A 19665-nucleotide genomic window follows, 5' to 3' on the forward strand; every position below is an offset into this window, starting at 1 on the left:
TCACCCTCGCTTGGCGTCGGAGAGCGCGGTCTTGATGACGGCGTGCCGGCGATGACGGCCGTTGGCCGGCTCGTGTCCGTCGCCATTCTGATGAACGGCGATCGTGCCGCGCTCGATATGCGTCGAAAGCACCACCATCGTTTCGGTCCGCGCCACTCCCTCGATTGAGCGGATCGTGCTGATGAGCTGCTCAAGCGAGGCAGTGTCGGTGGTCTTCACTTTGAGGATGACGGTGTGTTGACCGGTGACGTGATGGCATTCGAGCACGTCTTCGAGCAGCGCCACGGCTTCCTCGAAGAGCGCAATCGTTTTGGGGTGAGCGATCGAGACGCCGATGAATGCGCCGACATCCTTGCCGAGGCGGCGCGCATCGACGGAGGCGTGATAGCCGGTGATAACGCCGCTGTCCTCGAGCTTCTTGACGCGCTCGTTGACCGAAGGCGCGGAGAGCCCGACTTGCTCGCCGAGTTTAACGAGCGGAATGCGACCGTTGACCTGCAAGATGCTCAGGATCTGCAAGTCGATAGCGTCGAGTTCAGGCGATTCGCCACCGAATTTCATAAGGTAATCCTCGATCGGTGACGCAGAACATAAATGCGGACAGGAGTTGAGTCAAGGGTTTCAAAGGAAAATATCAAATAAAACAGTGTTTCGTGTAAATCGCCATCACCCATTCCTTAAAGCTTAAGGCCCAGAGCACTCGCGAGGTATCTTTTCATCGTGCGATCAGGCCCGCTGGTCGCTGTGCGAGGTAAGCCGGGTACCCTTTTTACAGGCTTTCCAAAGTTGTGGGAAATCGAATTGATGCGGCCGAAGGTGATGACCGGGCGGTGCTGTTCAGTTCTTATGCAGCGCCTGCGCGATCGCGCGATACGCGTCCCACGTCTCCGTTTCCTGCTCGGCATCCCAGTATTTTTCGGCCGCGCTCATCTTGACTATCACGAGGTCTTCCTGGGGGACGACGTACAGAAATTGAAAGTAAACGCCTTCGCCGGCAAACGAGCCGGGAGGATCCTGCGGCAACCACCATTGATAGCCGTAACCGAATGGATAGCCGGCAATGAGCTGGCCGAACTGAACCTGGTGATCCTGCGGCGTCGTGGCCTGATCGATCCACGCCGCGGGAACAATTTGTTTGCCGTTCCACATCCCGCGATGCGCGAGCATCAGGCCGAAGCGCCCGAAGTCGCGCAGCGTGGCGTTGATGCAGCAATACGTCGCTTCCATACCGTCCGTCCCTGGGCGGTCGGTGATCCACGTCGCATCGCTCTCCATTCCGAGCGGCTGCCAGATGCGTTCGCTCAGGTAATCCGACGGCGACTTGCCCGTAACGTTCTTCACGAGCCAGCCGAGCACCTGCGCATCGACGCTGCGATAAACGAAGCGCTCGCCGGGCGGCTCCGCGCGCTTGAGCGAGGCGGCATAGTCGTTCAGCCGCCCGTCCTCGTCGACGAGGATGTGCTGCCACATGTACATCACGTCGCTGCGATGCGTCGGCGTCGCATCTTCGACGAAATCGATCCCGGACGACATCTCGAGAATGTTCTTGATGCTGACGCCCTCGTAGCCGGAGCCTTTAAGCTGCGGAATGTAGTCGCTCGCGGGAGTGTGCACGTCTTTGATTTTGCCTTCGGCTAGCGCGAGCCCGGCGAGCGTCGAGGTGAACGACTTCGCCACCGACCATGACGTGAAGTGCGTCTTCGCGTCGGCGCCATTGAAGTAGCGCTCCATCACGACCTTGCCGTTTTTGATCACGAGAAACCCGCTCGTGCGCGTCTTTGACAACACGTCATCGAGGCTCAACTTTCCGTTGTCGCCTTCGATTGATACTGCGAGCGGCCGCGGATCGGACGGCAAATCGGAGATTGGCCCGCCGCGCGAGATCGTATGCGTCGGAAAAAGCTCCGCCATGTGGCGGAACGATTCGGAAGTGTATTGCGGATCGAGAACGTCGCGGCGATCCCGCGGCATCGCTCCCGCCTGACAAATCGAACCTGCGGAGATGATCGTGAAGAAACCGAAAAGCAGAGCGAAGAGCGCTCGCGTTCTCACTTCTCCTCGTACCACTGGATCGCGCCCTTGAGGCCGCGCTCTTTCTGCACCTTGCGGATTTCGTCGTTGCCCGGACCGAAGTGAAAGATCGCATCGTACTCGGCGCCCGCGAGCACCGAGGCGCGGAAGCCGCGCAGATCCATCGCGCGATTGATGCCGAGCTTTTCGAGCCGGAGCTTCTGCGCCGGCACTTTCGCGACGCGGCGCGCGTAGCTGTAAGTTTCCTCTTCGAGCTTGTCGTCGGGAAACGCGCGCGTGGCGAAGCCCATGCGCTCGGCCTCGATGCCGGTGATCTTGCTGCCCGGCAGGAAGGCCAGGTACTTCGTGCGATGCGGCCCGACCATCCAGTTCCAGAACGCGCTGACATATCCCGCGCCCGCCGGGATCGACGGAAATCCGATACGCGCATTCTCCGCCACAAAGATCATGTCGCATGAGATCGCGAGCTGGCTGCCGCCCGCGAGGCAGTATCCATGCACCATCGCGATAACGGGTTTGGGCAGGTCGCGCAGGCGGAGCCAATGCTCGACGTAACGCTGCAGCGCCTGCTGATCGTGATCGACGGTGTAGCGCTCGGCGCTGCCGTCGTTGAGTCCGGCAGTCAGATCGTAGCCGGTGCAAAACGCGCGACCGGCGCCGCGGATGACGAGCACCTTGATGTCGGCGTCCTTTTCGATTTGCGTGAGCGCCTCGCCAAACTCGGCGATAAGCGCCGGCGTCATCGCGTTGAGCTTCTCAGGCCGGTTGAGCGTGAGCGTGCCGATGCGATCCTGCTTCTCAACGATGATGTTGGCGAAGGGCATGAGACGACCTCCCAATGATGCGCGCAAGGGTTGGCATTCGCCGCGATGTTCGCGCAAAAGCAGGGGCCTCGGCTAGAGGCGGTATCTGCATGAAAACCTTTAGATGACCAGAAGCCCTGACAGAGAGTGTCGGCCTGCTCACACGTGCGGGTAGGCGTCGCTGCCCATTTCGAGTGCGTCGAGGCCGTTGAATTCCACCTCGACCAGCACGCGGTTGCCGATCGTGCGCTCTACCAGGGTGAAGAAGGCATAGGCGATGCCGAAAACGACCAGCGCGTTGACGGTGATTCCGATCAACTGAGCGGTGAACTGGCCGACGTCGCCGTAGAGGAGGCCGCGGATCGGACCGGCTACGCCATTCCAGCCGTCGCCGTAGGTGCCGTCGGCGAAGATGCCGAGGGCGAGCGCGCCCCATGCGCCGCATACGCCGTGAACCGCGATCGCGCCGATCGGATCGTCAACGCGGAAGCGTCTTTCGAGCTCGATCACCGTCCACACTACCAGCATCCCGCCGACTACGCCGATCAGGAGCGCCGCTACCGGAGATACGAACGCGCATGGCGCGGTGATCGCGACGAGACCGCCCAGCAGGCCATTACAAGCCATCGCGATGTCGGGTTTGTGGAAGCGATGCCACAGGTAGAAGAGCGCCGACAGTGCACCCGCCGACGACGCGAGCATCGTATTGGCGGCGATCAGTCCGATGCGCTGATCGGTCGCGGCGAGCGTCGAGCCGGCGTTGAAGCCGAACCATCCGAAAGCCAGGATTAACGTCCCGCTTATCGCCATTGGCAGATTGTGTCCGGGCAGCGCGCCGATCGCGCCGTCACGGCGGAATTTGCCGATGCGCGGGCCCAGTATGATTGCGCCCGCGAGTGCGGTCACGCCGCCGGTCATGTGCACCACCGCGGAGCCCGCGAAATCGACCTGGCCGTGACCGAGCCCGAGATTGGTGCCGAGCTGGGAGAGCCATCCTCCTCCCCACACCCAGTTGCCATAGAGCGGGTAGAGGAACATCGACATGAAGAAGCCGTAGATCGTGAATGCCGAGAACTTCCATCGCTCGGCCATCGCGCCGGTGGGAATCGTCGCCGCGGTATCCATGAAGACGACCGCGAACAGGAACATCGCGAGGCTCGCGGGATCGTGACTCACGTCGATCAGCGCGAATTTGGCAAAGCCGATAAGACCCCATTCGTGCCCGGCGATCGTGAGGTGCAGCTCATGATGCATCCCCGGCGACGCCATCAGTGACGGCCAGATATGCACCCCGCCCATCATGAACGCATAGCCGCAGAACCAGAATCCGATGACGCCGATCGGATAGACGATCAGGTTCATCGCCATCGTATTGACTGCATTCTTGGCGCGCGTGAAGCCGGTCTCGAGCATCGCGAAACCGAGCTGCATGAACATCACGAGAAAGCCGCCGATCAACACCCAGGCGAGGTTGAGCGAGAAGTCGATGCCGGGATTCGAGGCGAGCGATTGCGCATGCGCACTGCGCGCGAGCAGCACGATCGCGATCGTGCCCGCGACGCTGATCCGGATTAGGCGCGCGGTTTTAATCATCTGAGCTGTCCCCGATAGGTTTTATCTTTGGGTCCGGGCGTGGCCGGATAGCGATTGGCCAGCCAGATCAGAAATATGAAAATTCCGATCAGCGAGATGAAGAATGCACCGAATGCGATGGCGCGCCGCGCGCGTTGCAACGCAAGGCTGCGGGGATGCAGCTTCTCGGCACGATTGTGCACTACGACTTCGGCGGGATTCTTGAGATCCTCCAAGAGCTGCGACGCGGTTTCATAACGGTTACGCGGGTTGCGTTCGATCGCGTGCAGGATGATTTCTTCGAGATGCGGATCGATATCGGGCTGGAAGGCCGAGGGCGGCTGCGGATCCTCAGCGGTCTTGGCCTTCATGACGCCGTAGACGTTGGGGGCCGAGTACGGCAGGTTGCCGGTCAGCATTTCGAACAGCATCACGCCGAGCGCGTAGATATCGGTGCGCACGTCGCCGCGCCGCCCGCTGACCTGTTCGGGCGCCATATAATCCGGTGTGCCGATGGTCGAGGACAGGCCCGACCAGGTGAGGCGCCGCGCCGACTCATCGAGCGCAATCCCGAAGTCCATGATTTTGACCTGGCCCGCGGCCGTGATCAGGATGTTCTCGGGCTTGAGATCGCGATGCACTACGCCCTGGCCATGCATATACACGACCGCGCCCGCGATTTGCTTTGCGATATCGAGCGCCTGCTCGGTCGGCAGACCCTGGCCGTCGCGGATCATCGCTCGCAGTGAAGTTCCTTCGACGAACTCCATCGCGATGTACATCCGGCTTTTATGACGCGGGGTCAGGACCTTGATGATGTTGGGATGATCGAGGCGGCGGCCAACTTCCTCCTCGCGCTGAAAGCGGCCGTAGAAAACCACGTCGCTTTCGAACTGCATGTAAGGAACTTTGATTGCGACGATTCGGTCGCCGTCGAGCCTGTCGACCCCTTTGAAGATCGAGGCCATCCCGCTGCGTGCGATCACCTCGGTCAGGTTGTACTGATCGACGCTTTCTCCAACACTGACCTCGCGCATCGTTTAGGCCGGCTCGCGGAGCGAGCGGTCAGCGGACGTTAACATCGCGGTGGACGAGCATCAATCGTGAGTGGCGACGATTAGCGGCCGAACCAGCCGCGCAAGCGCTCGAAGAATCCGCCGTCGGTGGGGACATGGCCGGTATCGGCGTTCATTCTGAAAATCGCGCAGGTCAGATTATCGGGAGTGCCGCGCGAGTTGGCTTCCTCGATCATGCGCCGGCATGCGGTTTCGGGATCGACCTCGCGCGTCGCATATTCGAGCTCATGACTTTCGAGCACGCCGTGCAGGCCGTCGCTGCAAAGAATCAGCCGGTCGCCCTTGATCAGCGGCATCGAGATCCGATCGACCGACACGATCAGATCGCGCCCAAGACTCCGCAGGATAAGCGAGCGTTCAGGGTGCGTCCGCGCGGCCTCGGCTGACAGCAGGCCCATCCTGACGCGCTCGCCAACGGCAGTGTGATCCTTCGTGATCTGCGTGATCTTGTGATGACGCGCGAGATAGAGGCGGCAATCGCCGACGTGAGCCGCCGACAGGATGCCCTTTTCGACGACCGCCGCGGTGAGCGTCGTCGCCATCGCGCGCAGCTCGGGGACTGTCAGCGCCTTATTGTGAATCTCGATGTTGGCTTGCTGGACCGCGCGATGGAGCCGCTTGGCGGGTCCCCAGGCGGGATTGCTATCGCGATAGGCCTGGATCGTCGTCTCAACTGCGAGCGCGCTGGCGACTTCGCCGCCCTCATAGCCGCCTACTCCGTCGCAGACGACGAACAACACACTGTCATCGTTCTCGACGAAGTGGCCGAACGAATCCTCGTTGCCGGAGCGCTTGGTGCCGACATCGCTGAGCATCGCGAGATCGAACTTTCGCTCCGTGGCATCGTCAGGCAACATCGCGGACTGCGTCTCTAGCAGGATGTTCGTATCCTCGTGGGACTCGGCTCCGTTCATTTAACGCAAATGGTTCGGGGGCGAACCGCGGTCCCGTGCGGTTCACCCCCGGAGGTTCGGGTTAGGTGTAAATCTTCAAGCCGGTTTCGTGACGAGAATCGTCTCCTTGCCCTTCTTCTTCGAGTTGCGCATGAAGTAAATGCCGCCGTAGATGGCCCAGATTAGGGAGATCGCAACCGCGAGCAGAGGCTCCTTCACGCTGCCAAGACCCTCCAGTGGACCGATGACGTAGAAGGCCAGGCAGGCGAAGTTGGCGATCGCGCCGAAGATCGGCACCACTGCGTGCTTGAAGCCATGGAACGAGTGATGCTCGCGGAAAGCCACGATGCAGACGATATTAGTTAATCCATATAGTAGGAAGGTGCCGAAGTTCGAGGTCAGCGTTACCAGCAACAATCCGTTGGGCAGCGCGGACAACGAGGCATTCGAGCTCATTCCGATCGCGTACCAGATGTTGTGCGGCAGCGTCGCGATCGTCTTGTCGTCGGGCGCCGAACCGCCAGCGAAGTAGAACAGCGCAGCGTACGCACCAAGCACCGCCGAGATCGTCGCGAGCGTCCAGATCGCGCGATGCGGAGTCAGGTTCTCGCCATGCAGCAGGCCGAAGTGCTCGGGAATTTCCTCGTCGCGGCCCATCGCGTAGGTCACGCGCGCTCCAGTGTTAATGCAGCTCAGCGTGGTGCCAATCAGCGCCAGGAACACAGTCAGCGCTTCGATCAACATGAACGCCTGGCCATGACCGCCGAGCATCGCGTTGCCGACGATCGTCATCATATCGCCGAGAGGCGCCGCCGAGCCTTTCGCATCGGCAAGGCTGTAAGCGCTGTTCAGGAAGTAGTTGGCGCCGAAGTATTCGATCAGGTAGCAGAACAGACCCTGGATCGTGAGCGACAGCAGAACACCGCGCGGGATGTCCTTGGTCGGGTTCTTCGCTTCTTCGCCAAGCGCGGTGACGGACTCAAATCCGACCAGCAGCAGGATTGCGACAGTCGCCTGCAGCATGACCCAGCTGAAGTTATGCGGCATGAAGACCGAGAGCGCGTTCGGATGCGCCGGATGGTCGCCCACCAGCGAGTACGCGAGCTTCGATGAGGTACCGTCGAGCGCGAGGCCCGTCGATCCCGCGGGATGGCCCATGCGATATGCAACGGCAAGCGCGGTGAAAAACAGCAGCGCAACGATCTGGATGCCGTTGATGGCGATGTTGACCATGGTCGAGCCGTTGACGCCCTGGAAGGCGATCCACGCTACCGCGAACGAGAAGATGACCGCGATCAGCGCCATGAACACCGGACCCGGAATCGACGCATTGATCGTGTTCGGCGCGAAGGTGCCGATGATGTAGCCGATCATGATGCCCATCGTCGCGACCATGACGCCGGGATACATCCAGTAATAAAGATGTGACGCCCAGCCGACGACGAATTTAGCTACACGCGCGAACTTGTACGCATGCGTTTTGCCGAGAAACGCCTGCTCCGCGAACAAGTATGAACTGCCAGCGCCGGGGTAAAGCTTGGCCAGTTCGGAATACGAGATCGCCGTCGCATATGCGAGCAGCAAGGCGACGAAAATGCCTGACCACATCGCGAGGCCTGACGGATATGCGTAGCCTGCCTGCTGGACGAATGTAATCCACAGGAAGGCGCCCGGTGCGATCAGCGCCATGGCGTTGACCGTGACCCCGGTCAAGCCTAGCGTGGGCACCATCTTTTTTTCGGTTGCTTCTGCCATTTCTCCTCCTTGTCGAGCGCCGCGGCGTTGTGCCGCTGAGCCAGCGCCATCCGTCTCCACACGGATTGCAGCCGAGTGCGAAACGCAAGGAGGGTGCCATGCGAAATGCAATGATTTGCGTTGCGATTACATTGCGCACTGCTCAATTGACGGGCAGTCGCCCGTCAACAAGTCATCAGCGCTCACCCTTTTCGGTGATGAAACCTAGTCTCTGATGTCTATGAACGCTTGACCCAAGCCTATAAGGGGCTGACCTAAGCGGCAGCACCTACCGCGACCATCAGGATGGGGCTCTTGCCTGCCGCATGGGGCTCGAAGAAGCGGGTCGTGTCGTCGTCGTAGAATGTGAGCCCGGTGGCGCCGCGGCCCAGAGAATAGGCGGCAAGGTAGGCGCGCCCGCCCATCACGCCCGCCTCGAGATGTGCATCGCGATAGCCGCGATTGCCCAGAGCTTTCAGCGCGCGCTCGAGGTCGGCCATGTAAACGATGAGCGCGGAGCAATCCATGCCGAGTGGCTGCTCGAGGCACAAATACCCGGCCTCTCGGCGAAAGTTGTCCTGTCGCAGCAGCTGGAATCCGCCCGAGACGCGATCGAAGTAGTAGGAGCCGGACGCCATCCCGTCGACGGCGTTCACGATCAGATAGGTTTCGACGAGGCTCGGGACATCGGCTCGCAGATGAGCGTTCGATGCGATCATGATCGATTGCAGCTCGCTCGCCTCGATCGGTTCCTGGGCGAAGATGCGCGTGGAGCCGCGGCGCAGAATCGTCTCACCGAGTGCGAGTGAATCGGAGGCGGGCTCAAAGCGGAGGGACTCGCCGGCAGATCCAGGCGCATCGGTGATTGGCGCGTCGGCGATCGATGCGACCTCATCGACAGTGATGAGCCGCGCCTCGCGCTGAATCTTGCGCAGATCCTCGTAGTCAACCTGCTCGGACGATAGCGGCACCGATTCGAAGGGAAACGGCGAGAGCTCGGGCGAGGGCTGCACCGGCTTCGCATCGGCGCCGAGAGGAATCAGCGCGACCATCGCCTCGCGATCGCCGTCGATTCCAAGCAGCTCTTCGAGCGGAGGATCCGCGAATGCAGTTACGACTTCAGCCGGTATCGAATCCGCCGCGGTCGCGGTGAGCATGTTCGAGAGCATCGTGCCGGCGTCCCAGAAGCAGTAGCGATATCCGCGCGCGCGATACTTCCAGGTGCTGCGCCAGAAGATCGCGGTGAGCATCACGATCGCGCGCGCCTCGCGGAGCGATGGCCGACTCGCGGCCGCTCGCGCGATAAGCTCGCGCCAGTCGCCGCGCCTGAGTCCGCGCAACTTCAGGTCCGCCGGCGAGAAATGATAGAGCCCGGCCTCGATACCCTCGACGTCCGCGACGGCCAGGTAAATCTCGATTGGATAGAGCGCTCCCGCCGATGGCGCCGCGCGGAAGTGATAATCCATGCCATCGACGCGTCGATGCTTCGTAAGCCCGTCGGACGAAAAGAAGATTCGCGTCAGGTTCTCGACTCCGATCGGCGTGTTCAGATCCTGCCGCGTCTCAGTGGCGATCGCCTCGAGCGTCGGTATCGAGGCGAGGGCAATATCGCGCGGCAGCGCGACCGACGCCGCATGCGGATACACCTTGTAAGGCATCGGCCGATTTTCCCAGTCGAGCCGATGCATCGCCGTGCGCACGCTGGTGTACGAATGCTTGGTGATCTCGTGATAGAGCCGAGCCGCGTCGATGTAGTCGTTTGCCACGTTCCTCACGCCCGCGCCATACCGGTCGTTCAGTTATTCCGATCGGCGCCGCCTGTGCTATTAGGGACTCAAATCCAACTACGGAGAATCTAACATGGCGGCGCGGCTCTCGTCTTCGGAAGTCAGGGGGTTGTTCGAGAAGCTCAGCAACTGGGGTCGTTGGGGCAAGGATGACGAGCGCGGCGCGCTCAATTTCATCACGCCCGCCAAGAGCGCCGCAGCCGCCAGGCTCGTGCAAACGGGTGAGAGCGTTTCGATGGCGCTGCCGCTCGCGACGATGCCCGCCGCCGATAATCCCACTCCCGTGACGCATCTGATGGTGCAATCCGGCAATGACGCTCATCACCAGGCGCTGCCCTACTCGGGCGACTACTTCGCGATCGCGCCGCATGGCATGGCCAACACGCATATCGACGCGCTCTGCCACGTGTTCTGGCAAAAGAAGATGTACAACGGCTTCGACGCGAGCGAGGTCGGCTCGCACGGCGCACGTAAGTGCGCGATCACGGTCGCGCGCGAGGGCATCGTCACGCGCGGCGTGCTGATCGACATCCCGCGGCTGCAGAACGTCGATTGGATGGAGCCGGGCGCACGTATCTTTCCCGAAGATCTGGACGCCGCGGAAAAGGCGCACGGTGCGCGCGTCCAGGAAGGTGACGTGCTGATGCTTCGCACCGGGCGCTCGGCGCGGCGCAAGGCCAAGGGCGCGTGGGAGCCGATGCGCGGCGGGATGGCGGGCCTCGACGCGACCTGCCTGCCCTGGCTGCACGAGCGCAAGATCGCGATGCTCGGATGCGACGGCGTGAGCGACGTTATCTCCAGCGGCTACGACGATATTCCGCTGCCAATCCACGTCGGCACGCTCGTCACGATGGGGATGCATCTGATCGACAACGCCGACCTCGACGCCGTCAGCGCAGCGGCCCATCGCCTCAAGCGCTACGAGTTCCAGTTCATCCTCGCGCCGCTGATCCTCGAGCGCGGCACGGCGTCGCCGGTGAATCCGCTGGCGATTTTCTGATCGACAATCAAATCGAAACTCCTTGGAGCTGATGCAATGAAAACGGAAGCGACAGTTATCGATTGCGACGGTCATATCCTTGAGCCGCCCGATCTCTGGGACAAGTACATCGATCCCAAGTATCGCGAACGTGCGATGCGGATCCGCGTTGGCGACGACGGTTTCGAATATCTCGAGATCGATCAGAAGCGCGCCAAGATGACGACGGCCGGCCTGCTCGGCTCGCTCGGCGGGATGGGCCGCAAGGTCGATGACGCGCGCAAGATGCGCGAAAGCTTGATGAAGGGCGAGGTCAAACCCGAAGACGTGCGCCGCATGACTCCCAAGCCGGAGGATACGTACCTCAAGGGCGCGGCCTTCGGCACGATGGACATGAAGGAGCGCCTCAAGCTGCTCGACCAGGAGCAGATGGCGAAGGCGATCCTGTATCCGACGATCGGGCTCCTGTGGGAAGCGGAGTTGTTCGACGCGGAACTCTCAGCCGCGTACTGCCGCGCCTACAATCGATGGATCGCCGATTTCTGCCGCGACTCCGGCGGCCGCCTCGTTCCCATCGCGCACATCTCGCTCGGCGATCCGGCCGAAGCGGCGCGCGAGCTCGAGCGCGCAGTGAAAGACGGATGCAAAGGCGCGTTCGTCTGCCCGTTCACCATCACGCGCGTGCCGCATGGCGATGCGGCTCACGATCGCGTCTTCGCCGTCGCGCAGGAGCTCGACGTGCCGTTCGCGATTCATCCGACCTTCGAGCCGGCGGACTACGGCATCCATCACCGCTACGACAATTTCCAGTGGGCCGCGTGGTACTTCGATCTGTTCGCGGCGCAGGGCGTGCAGCACGCCTTCGCCACGTTCTTCCAGCTCGGAGTATTCGATCGCTTCCCGAAGCTGCGCACGGTCGTGCTCGAAGCGCAGGCCGGATGGATCGGCTACTTCCTCGATCGCGCCGACGCGATCTTCAACGGCACGACGCTCGGCGCGACGGTGCGCCTCAAGGAAAAGCCGTCCTACTACTTCAAGCGCCAATGCTACATCTCGGCGGATCCCGACGAGCGCACGATCGCGGCCATGATGGACATCGTCGGTGAGAACAAGTTCTTCTGGGCCAGCGACTACCCGCATCCCGACCACCCGGGCAACTACCTCGAAGAACTGCAAGGCCTCATCGCGCCGATGAAAGATTCCGGCAAGCGCGCAATCCTCGGCGAAAACGTCGCCCAGGTTTACAAGATTTAACTAAAAGTCATCACCTCTCTCTGAACCCTCTCCCGTTACGTCACGGGAGAGGTTGACAATAACTAAAGCATCCTTTAGCTTCGTCTCGCCGCTTTTAGCCGAACCGATAAATCTTTCATTCACGATTGGGGGTTTCATGGTCAGACGGAGCGGAAGTCTGAATTATATCTCGTGGCCTGTAACCTTAGCGGTGGCTTTCCTGGCAAGCACTGCTTTTCCGAGCACCGCTCACTGCGCTCCGGGTAATCTGGATCCCACCTTTGGTGCTGCCGGAAAGGTCGTTGGGCCTTCCGGCCGCGCGGAAAACGTAGCGATTCAGAACGATGGAGACACAGTGCTCACCGGATTGGATGCCAATCAGGAGGGCGAACTTCTGCTCCGGCTTAATCCCGATGGCTCCCGTGACACCAGTTTTGGCAAAGATGGTGAGGTAACCAACCCGGCCGCCGGGCGCGGATTCTCCGCTGTTATCCTGCCCTCGGACGCCGCGATCGTCGCTGCCGGAGCGACGCCAACCGAGTTTTCACTCGCGAAATACAAGCCAAATGGCAGCTTGGACTCAAGCTTCGGAGTTGGCGGGTTGGTATTGCACAGAGTATCGGGCCATCCATTTGGATACGGAACGTCGATCGCGACGCAATCAAGCGGCAAGTACGTCGTCGCCGGCACCGACTCAACCAACGGGACGGCGGAAAACAATGAACTCATTTTGATGCGCTTTGACACCGATGGCAGCCTCGACACGACTTTCGGAACCAATGGCGTAGTGAAAACCACTCTCGGCAATTCCATCGCACGTGCCTCCGCCATCGCGATCCAGAGCGACGATGGAATCGTAATCGGGGGAATGACCGGGACCGCCGCTTGCGGCGAATTTGTAGTCGCGCGGTTTCTCGCCGACGGCACGGCGGACGCCAGCTTTGGAACTGGCGGAGCGAGTGTCGTCCAGTTCGCGGCCCACGAATGCGAGTATGCACGTGCCGTTGCTATCGACGGAGACGGCCAGATCGTCGCCGCCGGCTCTCGCCAGTATTCGATCTCGAATGCCTTTTACGTGGCACGTTTGAACAAGACCGATGGCGCTCTCGATCCCAGTTTCAATGGCACCGGCAAGCTCAGTTTCGGTGTGGGCGGATTGGACGCGCATCCGAACGCGATCGCAATCGAGTCCGCGGGAGATACGGTTGGCGATATCGTTGTGGCGGGGTATAGCGCAGGCCCAGACCGAGCAGGCACGGCGTTCAAAATCGCGCGGGTACTGCCTTCCGGAAGCCTCGACCTCACATTCGGGCAGAGTGGGATTGTAAGCACTCAATTCGTGGAAGGGCCGTTTGATATTTTGCGGTACGACGCCGCGAATGGAGTCGCTCTCCAGTCCGATGGGAAAATTGTCGCCGGAGGCAACGCCTTCGCTTTGGACTCGGGTGTCAGGTTTGCTGTAGCTCGCTACCTCGTGGAACCCTGACGATCATCGCGCTTCGCGCGATCGGTGCATCTTAAATAACCTCACCCTGCCGCCGCGGTGTGCTACTTTGCCGCGGCGGCCATTGCTTCGATCTGGATTGGAATCTCGAATGCGATCTTCTGCGGCAGCTTGCAGATCTGATCGCTACATTCCTGGAACTTGAGCGTGCCGGCTAACTTGTACTCTCCGGGCTTGATGCCGAGCTTCGTGATGATTCGGCCGGTCGCTTTGAAACTGCCGGAGTAAACCGGCAGGCGCTCTCCCAGTGATTCGAAGTTAACCGGCGTCGCCGGCGGAAAATCATAAGCCTGAGTCGCGACGAGGCTCGTATCGAATGCTACCTCGGTCGCGACGTACGATTGCTGCAGCGGCTGGCCGTAGATGTGCCAGCCCGGCGCGATCGTGAACTCGATCGCGACCGCGATCTGCTGGGCTGGAACGACGCGGCCCGACGACAACGTCAGCTTCGCTTCGACATCTTCGGCGCGGATCGTGACGGAGTGTCCGCCGTTGGTCTTGCCGAAATCGCGCAGCAGCACTTCGGCAGCACTCGCGCGCGTCTGGTAATCAGGCAGGAAGAGCTTTTCACGGACGGTTCCATCGGCGCCGAGCAGATAGTCGCCGGGAAACGGGATGCCGTAGAACGGATGGCCTTCGGGAACGTTGGTGTTAAGGATGCCGAACTTGCGGATAACGGCGCTGCCGTTGTCCGAGAGCATGGGGAAGCCGATCTTCTGCGCGTCGCCGAAACGTCTCAGCACGGCCTGCGAATCGTAACTGATCGCCGCGACGTGGATACCTTCCGCCTCAAGCGCCGCGCGCGATTGCTCCAGCTCAACGAGCTGGCTGCGGCAGTAGGGTCACCAATCGGCGCTGCGCGTGAAAACGAGCAGCAACCCGTTCGCACCCATCAGATCATTGAGCTTCCAGCTCCTGCCGTTCTGATCCGCCAGCTCAAAATCGGGAACTCGCTGGCCCGCCTCGGGACCGGTCACGAGGCCCTCATTCTGCGCCCTGACGAAATCCGCCCAATCCGCGGGATCGACTTTCTGGCCGCTGCCGAACTGGCGCAGCACGTCGGTGAATACCGCCGCTTTGCGTGCAGGATCGAGCTGCGACGTGGCAGCTCTCGTCTTTTCCTCTGATGCGCCCATCGATTCGCTCCTCAACCTAAAACGTAATCGCAACCTACGCCGCATCAGAAGTCGAATCCACGCACAATGATCGGTTTGATCTTGCGAATTGATCGTAGCTAGAGCGCCAAATATGCTCTGCTGGCTCCGATGACTCGCGGTTGCGCGACAGAGTTGGCTATCGCGACAGGCTCGGAGGGAGGAAACAGATGAGCCTTCGCCATGAAGCCGCGCCTCGCCGGGCAATGCTTGCGCTCGAACTGGGTGCGTTGATTTTTCTCGGCAGCCTCACGGGATGCACTACTGGGCCATGGGCGCCGGATAAGCCTAACCCGCCGCAAGTTGTTTACGTTCCGGTCGCGCCGACGCCGCCACCGAATCCCAATAAGACCCTGCTCGGCACCTGGTCGGCGGTGTATCCGGGCCGGCCGCTCCAAGTCGTGGTCTCGAACGATCAGCTCATTCGGGGCACCAACTACATCGCGACGCTGGTGGATCACACGCCAAATATTCCAGCCGGCTCTGTAGTGTTTCGCGGCAAGCCAGATCGCAACGTCGCGACGCTCGTAGTCGGCAAGCAGGCATGCGCTGATTCCGGTTATACAAACGTGCGCTGGATCGATGCAACGATCATGGTCGTCGATACCAACACGCTCAAAGAGCAGCTCGTGCATCCCGGCGAATGCCGCGGCTATCCGACCAAGTGGATCCGTGTAGTAAACAGCGCACCAAATCCAACCGCCTCCGATTAGACCCAAAGCAGTTTCAACTGCGTACCAGCGGACGGAGGCTTCTGGTTCCCCTTCCCGATGCGGCAAGCGGCTAGGGGTTAGGTCGTCTGCCTGTGCGTGAGCTTCCCGCACCGGGAAGGGATGTTTGTCTGCGTTCATTCGCTGCGATATCCATGGGAGTTCAATCATAATGGCCGAGCGACGGGGCGCGCGAATACCATGAACCTGCAATTCACGACCAGTACTTTCACCAAAGAAAAGATCGTTCTCGCGAGCCGCGATGAATTCATCGTGCGCGGCAAGCGGCGGCTGTTCGGACTGCTCCCGCAAGCGTTCGATGGCATCAAGCAGATCGGCGTTATCGGTTGGTCGTCGCAGGGACCCGCGCAGGCGCGCAATCTGCGCGACTCGCTGGCGGGAACCGGGATCCGCGTCAAAGTGGGTCTCCGCGCTAACTCACCGTCAATCGCGGCGGCCGAGGCGGTCGGATTCAGCCGCGCCGACGGCACGCTCGGCGAGATGTACCAGGTCATCGCGGAATCCGATCTCGTCCTTCTTTTGATCGCCGACGGCGCGCAGGCCGAGGAATATCCGAAAATCTTCAAGACGATCCGTCCCGGCGCAACGCTCGGCCTGTCACATGGATTCCTGCTCGGCCACCTCAAGAACGTCGGCGATTCGTTCCCCAAGAACATCAACGTCATCGCCGTATGCCCCAAGGGCATGGGCCCTTCGGTGCGCCGGCTCTATGAGCAGGGGCGCGAGATCGACGGCGCCGGAATCAACGCGAGCTTCGCCATCGAACAGGATGTCAACGGGCGCGCGACCGACTACGCGCTCGGATGGGCGACGGCGATCGGCTCGCCCTGCACGTTCCAGACGACGCTCGAGTCCGAATACCGCTCGGACATTTTCGGCGAACGCGGGATCCTGCTCGGCGCCGTGCACGGAATCGTCGAAGGGCTCTACCAATGGTTCCGCGGCGAGGGCCTCTCAAAGGAGCAGGCGTTCGTCAATTCGGCGGAATCGATCACCGGCCCGATCTCATCGACGATTTCCGAGCGCGGCATCCTCGCAGTCTACGAATCGCTGAGCGCCGCCGATCAAGAGGTCTTCAAGCGCGCATATTCGTCGGCCTATCAGCCGTCGTTCGACATTCTCTATGAGATCTACGATGAAGTGTCGTCGGGCAACGAGATTCGCAGCGTAGTGACTGCGAGTCAGCGCCTCAAGCGCTTCCCGATGAGCAAAATCGATGGCGGCGAGATGTGGCAGGTTGGAGTCGGCGTGCGCGCAAATCGCAGCCACTACCAGATCCCGCTCGATCCCATCACCGCGGGAATCTACGTCGCCGCAATGATGGCGCAGGTCGATGTGCTGAAGGAAAAGGGGCACCCATATTCAGAGATCGCCAACGAATCGATCATCGAGGCGGTCGATTCGCTCAATCCCTACATGCACTATCGCGGCATCTCGTTCATGGTCGACAACTGCTCGACGACGGCGCGCCTCGGCACGCGCAAATGGGCGCCACGCTTCGAGTATGCGCTGCGCCAGGTGACATTTCCTGCGCTAAAGCGCGGAGCATCCGCCGACGAGAAGCTACTCGAAAATTTTCTGAAGAACGACATTCATCCCGCACTCGCCGTCTGCGCCGAGTTGCGTCCACCGGTAAATATCGCGGTGGTCGATTAAACGCAGCCCTGATGCCGAGTCTGAAATGTGAAATCTCACAGACGCTGATGGATGCGCTCGAGGAGCGCGCGCGGGCGACGGGCGAGCCGTTCGAACACATCGTGATGCGCGCGCTCGCCGATCATCTCGAAGTCCCGCACGCCACGCTGTTCCAGGTCTCGACTTCGGGCGCGCTCGTCGAGGGTATCTCGCAAGGCGTGGTCACCGTGGGCGAGCTCAAGCGCCACGGCGATCTTGGCCTCGGGACCTTCGCCGACCTCGACGGCGAGATGGTTGTGCTCGACGGCCGCTTCTGGAGCGTTCCCGGAGTCGGCGCGATACGAGAGGCCGCTGATTCCGATCTCGCGCCATTTGCGGTCGTGACGGATTTTCATCCCGAGCGAACGGTCGAGTTGCAAAGCGTGAGTTCGATCGACGATCTGCTGAAGCAGCTCGATGCGTTGCGCCAGTCCGACAATCTGTTTTTCGCCGTCCGTATCGACGGGCGCGCGAGCCACGTCCACACGCGCGCGGTTTGCAAGAAGGCGGGAGCGGGCCTCGTCGATGCGGCCGCGAGTCAGGCGGAGTTCCACTTCGCGGACGCCATCGGCACACTCGTCGGATTCTGGACGCCAGCATACGCCAAGACCGTCAACATCGCAGGATGGCATCTCCATTTTCTGAGCGACGATCGTTCCGGCGGCGGCCACCTCCTCGATATCAAGGGCAGCGACTTCAAGGCCCAGATCGAGCATCTCGACGATTTCCGCATGGCGATTCCCGAGAGCGCCGAATTCCTCAAGGCCGACCTCACGAAGGATCCGACGCGGGCGCTGAACAAGGCCGAACGCGCGTAAAGTTATTTGCGAATTGAATCAAGAGCATCGTTTGACGATTCGTTTTGCGCGATTGTCCAACCTGATCGCATCGATGGTGCTGTTCGGCACAGGACTCCTCACCCTCGCCGCGGCGTGCGGGGTTTTCCTAATCGGATTCGGTTTCGGCCCGATATTTCCGAACATGATCGCGATCGGCGCCGCGCGTTTTCCAGACGAGACCGGCAGGATGACCTCGATCGTGGCGGCAGGCGCCGCGCGCGGCGGAGTCTCGGTTCCCTGGATCATGGGCCAAACGATCGCGCACATCGGCGCCGCGGCAAGTATGACAGCCGCGCTGGTAGTGACGCTTCTGATGGCCGTAGCCGCGATGTCGTTAGGGCGAATCGATCACGCGGAAATCATTCCACGCCGCTCCGAATAACGATGCGCTAAAAGAAAAAGGCCGCTCCTCGTGAGAAGCGGCCTTTCTCTGCAAAGATCGAGTTTCGAACTACGGAAGCATGCCGGCCTGAACGATTGTCGGACCTTCGCTCTTTGGGATCGACGGTGCGGGTTTGCGCTTCATTGCTTTTTCGAGGATGGGGGCCAGCTTTGCGGCTTTCTGCGCGGCGCGTTTTTCTTCGCGCTCCTTGAACTCCGGCATCACCTTGTTCGCGAACAAATCGAGCGACGCGCAGATGTCTTCGTGCTTGTTGTTGCCCGCCTGCGAGATGAAGACGACCTGGTCGACGCCTGCTTCTTCGTATTCGCGCAGCCGATTGCGAATGTGATCGGGTGTGCCGACGCACGAGTTGGATCCGTCCATCCCCGGCACGCTCATCGGGCTCGCCTTGTAGTTCTTCCAGATGTCGGTTTTGCCGGGCTCGTGCTTGCCGAACACATAATGATGCGCGAGCGCGTAGGAGAAGAATCTCAATCCCTCCTCGCCGGCAAGGCGCGCCTTTTCGGCATTTTCATCGGCCATGAAGCCAGTCACGATCGCGATATTCGGATTGATCGCGTAGCCGATCGGCTCGCACTCGTTCTCGAGTGTCGTGTAGTAATCGTTGACCCACTGCCGCGCCTCCTCGGGCGAGACGAACGCAAAGGTCAGCGCGCCGATTCCGAGCTTAGCCGCGAGATGGATCGTCTCACGCCGCGAGCACGCGACCCACAGCGGCGGATGCGGCTTCTGTACGGGCTTCGGCACTACGTTCCGCACTGGCATCTCGAAGTACTTGCCCTTGTGGCCGAGAAACGGATCTTCGACGAACATCCTGGCGATGGCGCCAAGCGATTCCAGCCACATATCGCGCTTGTCGGCGCGCGGGATGCGAAAGCCACCGAGCTCGAGCTCGGCCGACGATTCTCCGGTGCCGAACTCGACGCGACCGTTGCTAACGAGGTCGAGAGTCGCAATGCGTTCCGCAACTCGCGCCGGATGATTGTAGCCGGCCGGCAGCAGCACGATACCGTGGCCGAGGCGAATCTGCTTCGTGCGCTGGCTGCACGCGGCGAGGAAAATCTCGGGCGCCGACGAATGCGCATACTCTTCGAGGAAGTGATGCTCGACTTCCCACATGTGGTCGATGCCGAGCCGATCCGCGAGCTCGACCTGGTCGAGCGCATCCTGAAAGAGTTTCTGCTCGCCGCCTTCAACCCAGGGCCGTGGAAGCTGATGCTCATAGAAAGTGCCGAACTTCATGCTAACTCCT

General features: G+C 61.1%; 18 protein-coding genes and 1 pseudogene. 7 read left to right on the top strand and 12 right to left on the bottom strand.

Features of this window, described 5'->3' with window-relative positions:
- The 8 genes from VMA09_01150 to VMA09_01185 all read right to left on the bottom strand — a co-directional run bounded on the left by VMA09_01150 (nt 1) and on the right by VMA09_01185 (nt 9875).
- The gene (locus tag VMA09_01150; protein HUA32183.1) at nt 1-561 is read right to left on the bottom strand and encodes an Lrp/AsnC family transcriptional regulator; all 561 of its coding nucleotides are present in this window, start codon (nt 559-561) and stop codon (nt 1-3) included.
- 276 nt (nt 562-837) lie between these two features.
- A complete protein-coding gene (locus tag VMA09_01155) occupies nt 838-2052 on the bottom strand; it encodes a serine hydrolase (GenBank protein HUA32184.1) in 1215 nt (404 codons plus the stop codon).
- On the bottom strand, nt 2049-2855 hold the full coding sequence (locus VMA09_01160; protein ID HUA32185.1) for an enoyl-CoA hydratase-related protein: 807 nt from the start codon (nt 2853-2855) through the stop codon (nt 2049-2051). The genes VMA09_01155 and VMA09_01160 overlap by 4 nt, the downstream gene beginning before the upstream one ends.
- A 138-nt stretch (nt 2856-2993) precedes the next feature.
- Nucleotides 2994-4427 (bottom strand): ammonium transporter, encoded by a 1434-nt coding sequence (amt, locus tag VMA09_01165; protein HUA32186.1) that lies wholly within the window; start codon nt 4425-4427, stop codon nt 2994-2996.
- Entirely contained in the window at nt 4424-5443 is a 1020-nt protein-coding gene (locus VMA09_01170; protein ID HUA32187.1) for a serine/threonine-protein kinase, read from the bottom strand. The genes amt and VMA09_01170 overlap by 4 nt, the downstream gene beginning before the upstream one ends.
- Nucleotides 5444-5523: 80 nt before the next feature.
- On the bottom strand, nt 5524-6396 hold the full coding sequence (locus tag VMA09_01175) for a protein phosphatase 2C domain-containing protein (protein ID HUA32188.1): 873 nt from the start codon (nt 6394-6396) through the stop codon (nt 5524-5526).
- Between the two features lie 75 nt (nt 6397-6471).
- Entirely contained in the window at nt 6472-8130 is a 1659-nt protein-coding gene (locus VMA09_01180; GenBank protein ID HUA32189.1) for an APC family permease, read from the bottom strand.
- Nucleotides 8131-8384: 254 nt separating this feature from the next.
- A complete protein-coding gene (locus VMA09_01185; GenBank protein ID HUA32190.1) occupies nt 8385-9875 on the bottom strand; it encodes a SagB/ThcOx family dehydrogenase in 1491 nt (496 codons plus the stop codon).
- A gap of 94 nt (nt 9876-9969) precedes the next feature.
- Here VMA09_01185 and VMA09_01190 point away from each other — a divergent pair, with 94 nt between their 5' ends.
- The 3 genes from VMA09_01190 (at nt 9970) to VMA09_01200 (ending at nt 13594) form a co-directional block, all read left to right on the top strand.
- Entirely contained in the window at nt 9970-10896 is a 927-nt protein-coding gene (locus tag VMA09_01190; protein ID HUA32191.1) for a cyclase family protein, read from the top strand.
- Between the two features lie 36 nt (nt 10897-10932).
- Nucleotides 10933-12129 carry an amidohydrolase family protein gene (locus tag VMA09_01195; protein ID HUA32192.1) on the top strand — a complete coding sequence of 399 codons (1197 nt, stop codon included), beginning with the start codon at nt 10933-10935 and terminating at the stop codon, nt 12127-12129.
- A 190-nt stretch (nt 12130-12319) separates the two neighbouring features.
- Nucleotides 12320-13594 carry a hypothetical protein gene (locus VMA09_01200; GenBank protein HUA32193.1) on the top strand — a complete coding sequence of 425 codons (1275 nt, stop codon included), beginning with the start codon at nt 12320-12322 and terminating at the stop codon, nt 13592-13594.
- A gap of 62 nt (nt 13595-13656) precedes the next feature.
- On the opposite strand, the gene VMA09_01205 is transcribed toward VMA09_01200, so the two are convergent.
- The 3 genes and pseudogenes from VMA09_01205 to VMA09_01215 form a co-directional block, all read right to left on the bottom strand.
- Nucleotides 13657-14133 carry a protein-disulfide reductase DsbD domain-containing protein gene (locus tag VMA09_01205; protein ID HUA32194.1) on the bottom strand — a complete coding sequence of 159 codons (477 nt, stop codon included), beginning with the start codon at nt 14131-14133 and terminating at the stop codon, nt 13657-13659.
- A gap of 57 nt (nt 14134-14190) precedes the next feature.
- A pseudogene (locus tag VMA09_01210) lies at nt 14191-14442 on the bottom strand (redoxin domain-containing protein).
- Nucleotides 14443-14454: 12 nt separating this feature from the next.
- Nucleotides 14455-14748: a hypothetical protein gene (locus VMA09_01215; GenBank protein ID HUA32195.1), complete on the bottom strand. Its 294-nt coding sequence runs from the start codon at nt 14746-14748 to the stop codon at nt 14455-14457.
- Between the two features lie 188 nt (nt 14749-14936).
- Here VMA09_01215 and VMA09_01220 point away from each other — a divergent pair, with 188 nt between their 5' ends.
- From VMA09_01220 to VMA09_01235, 4 genes are all read left to right on the top strand, one after another.
- Nucleotides 14937-15479: a hypothetical protein gene (locus VMA09_01220; protein ID HUA32196.1), complete on the top strand. Its 543-nt coding sequence runs from the start codon at nt 14937-14939 to the stop codon at nt 15477-15479.
- A 198-nt stretch (nt 15480-15677) separates the two neighbouring features.
- Entirely contained in the window at nt 15678-17153 is a 1476-nt protein-coding gene (locus tag VMA09_01225) for a hypothetical protein (protein HUA32197.1), read from the top strand.
- An 11-nt stretch (nt 17154-17164) separates the two neighbouring features.
- Nucleotides 17165-17989: an acetolactate decarboxylase gene (gene budA, locus VMA09_01230; GenBank protein ID HUA32198.1), complete on the top strand. Its 825-nt coding sequence runs from the start codon at nt 17165-17167 to the stop codon at nt 17987-17989.
- Nucleotides 17990-18020: 31 nt separating this feature from the next.
- Complete coding sequence (locus VMA09_01235; protein ID HUA32199.1) at nt 18021-18392, top strand: hypothetical protein; 372 nt, start codon at nt 18021-18023, stop codon at nt 18390-18392.
- A gap of 69 nt (nt 18393-18461) precedes the next feature.
- Here VMA09_01235 and VMA09_01240 read toward each other — a convergent pair whose 3' ends face one another.
- Complete coding sequence (locus VMA09_01240; GenBank protein HUA32200.1) at nt 18462-19655, bottom strand: LLM class flavin-dependent oxidoreductase; 1194 nt, start codon at nt 19653-19655, stop codon at nt 18462-18464.
- Nucleotides 19656-19665: the final 10 nt, after the last annotated feature.

The organism is Candidatus Binataceae bacterium, from assembly GCA_035508495.1.
Taxonomy (GTDB): domain Bacteria; phylum Desulfobacterota; class Binatia; order Binatales; family Binataceae; genus JASHPB01.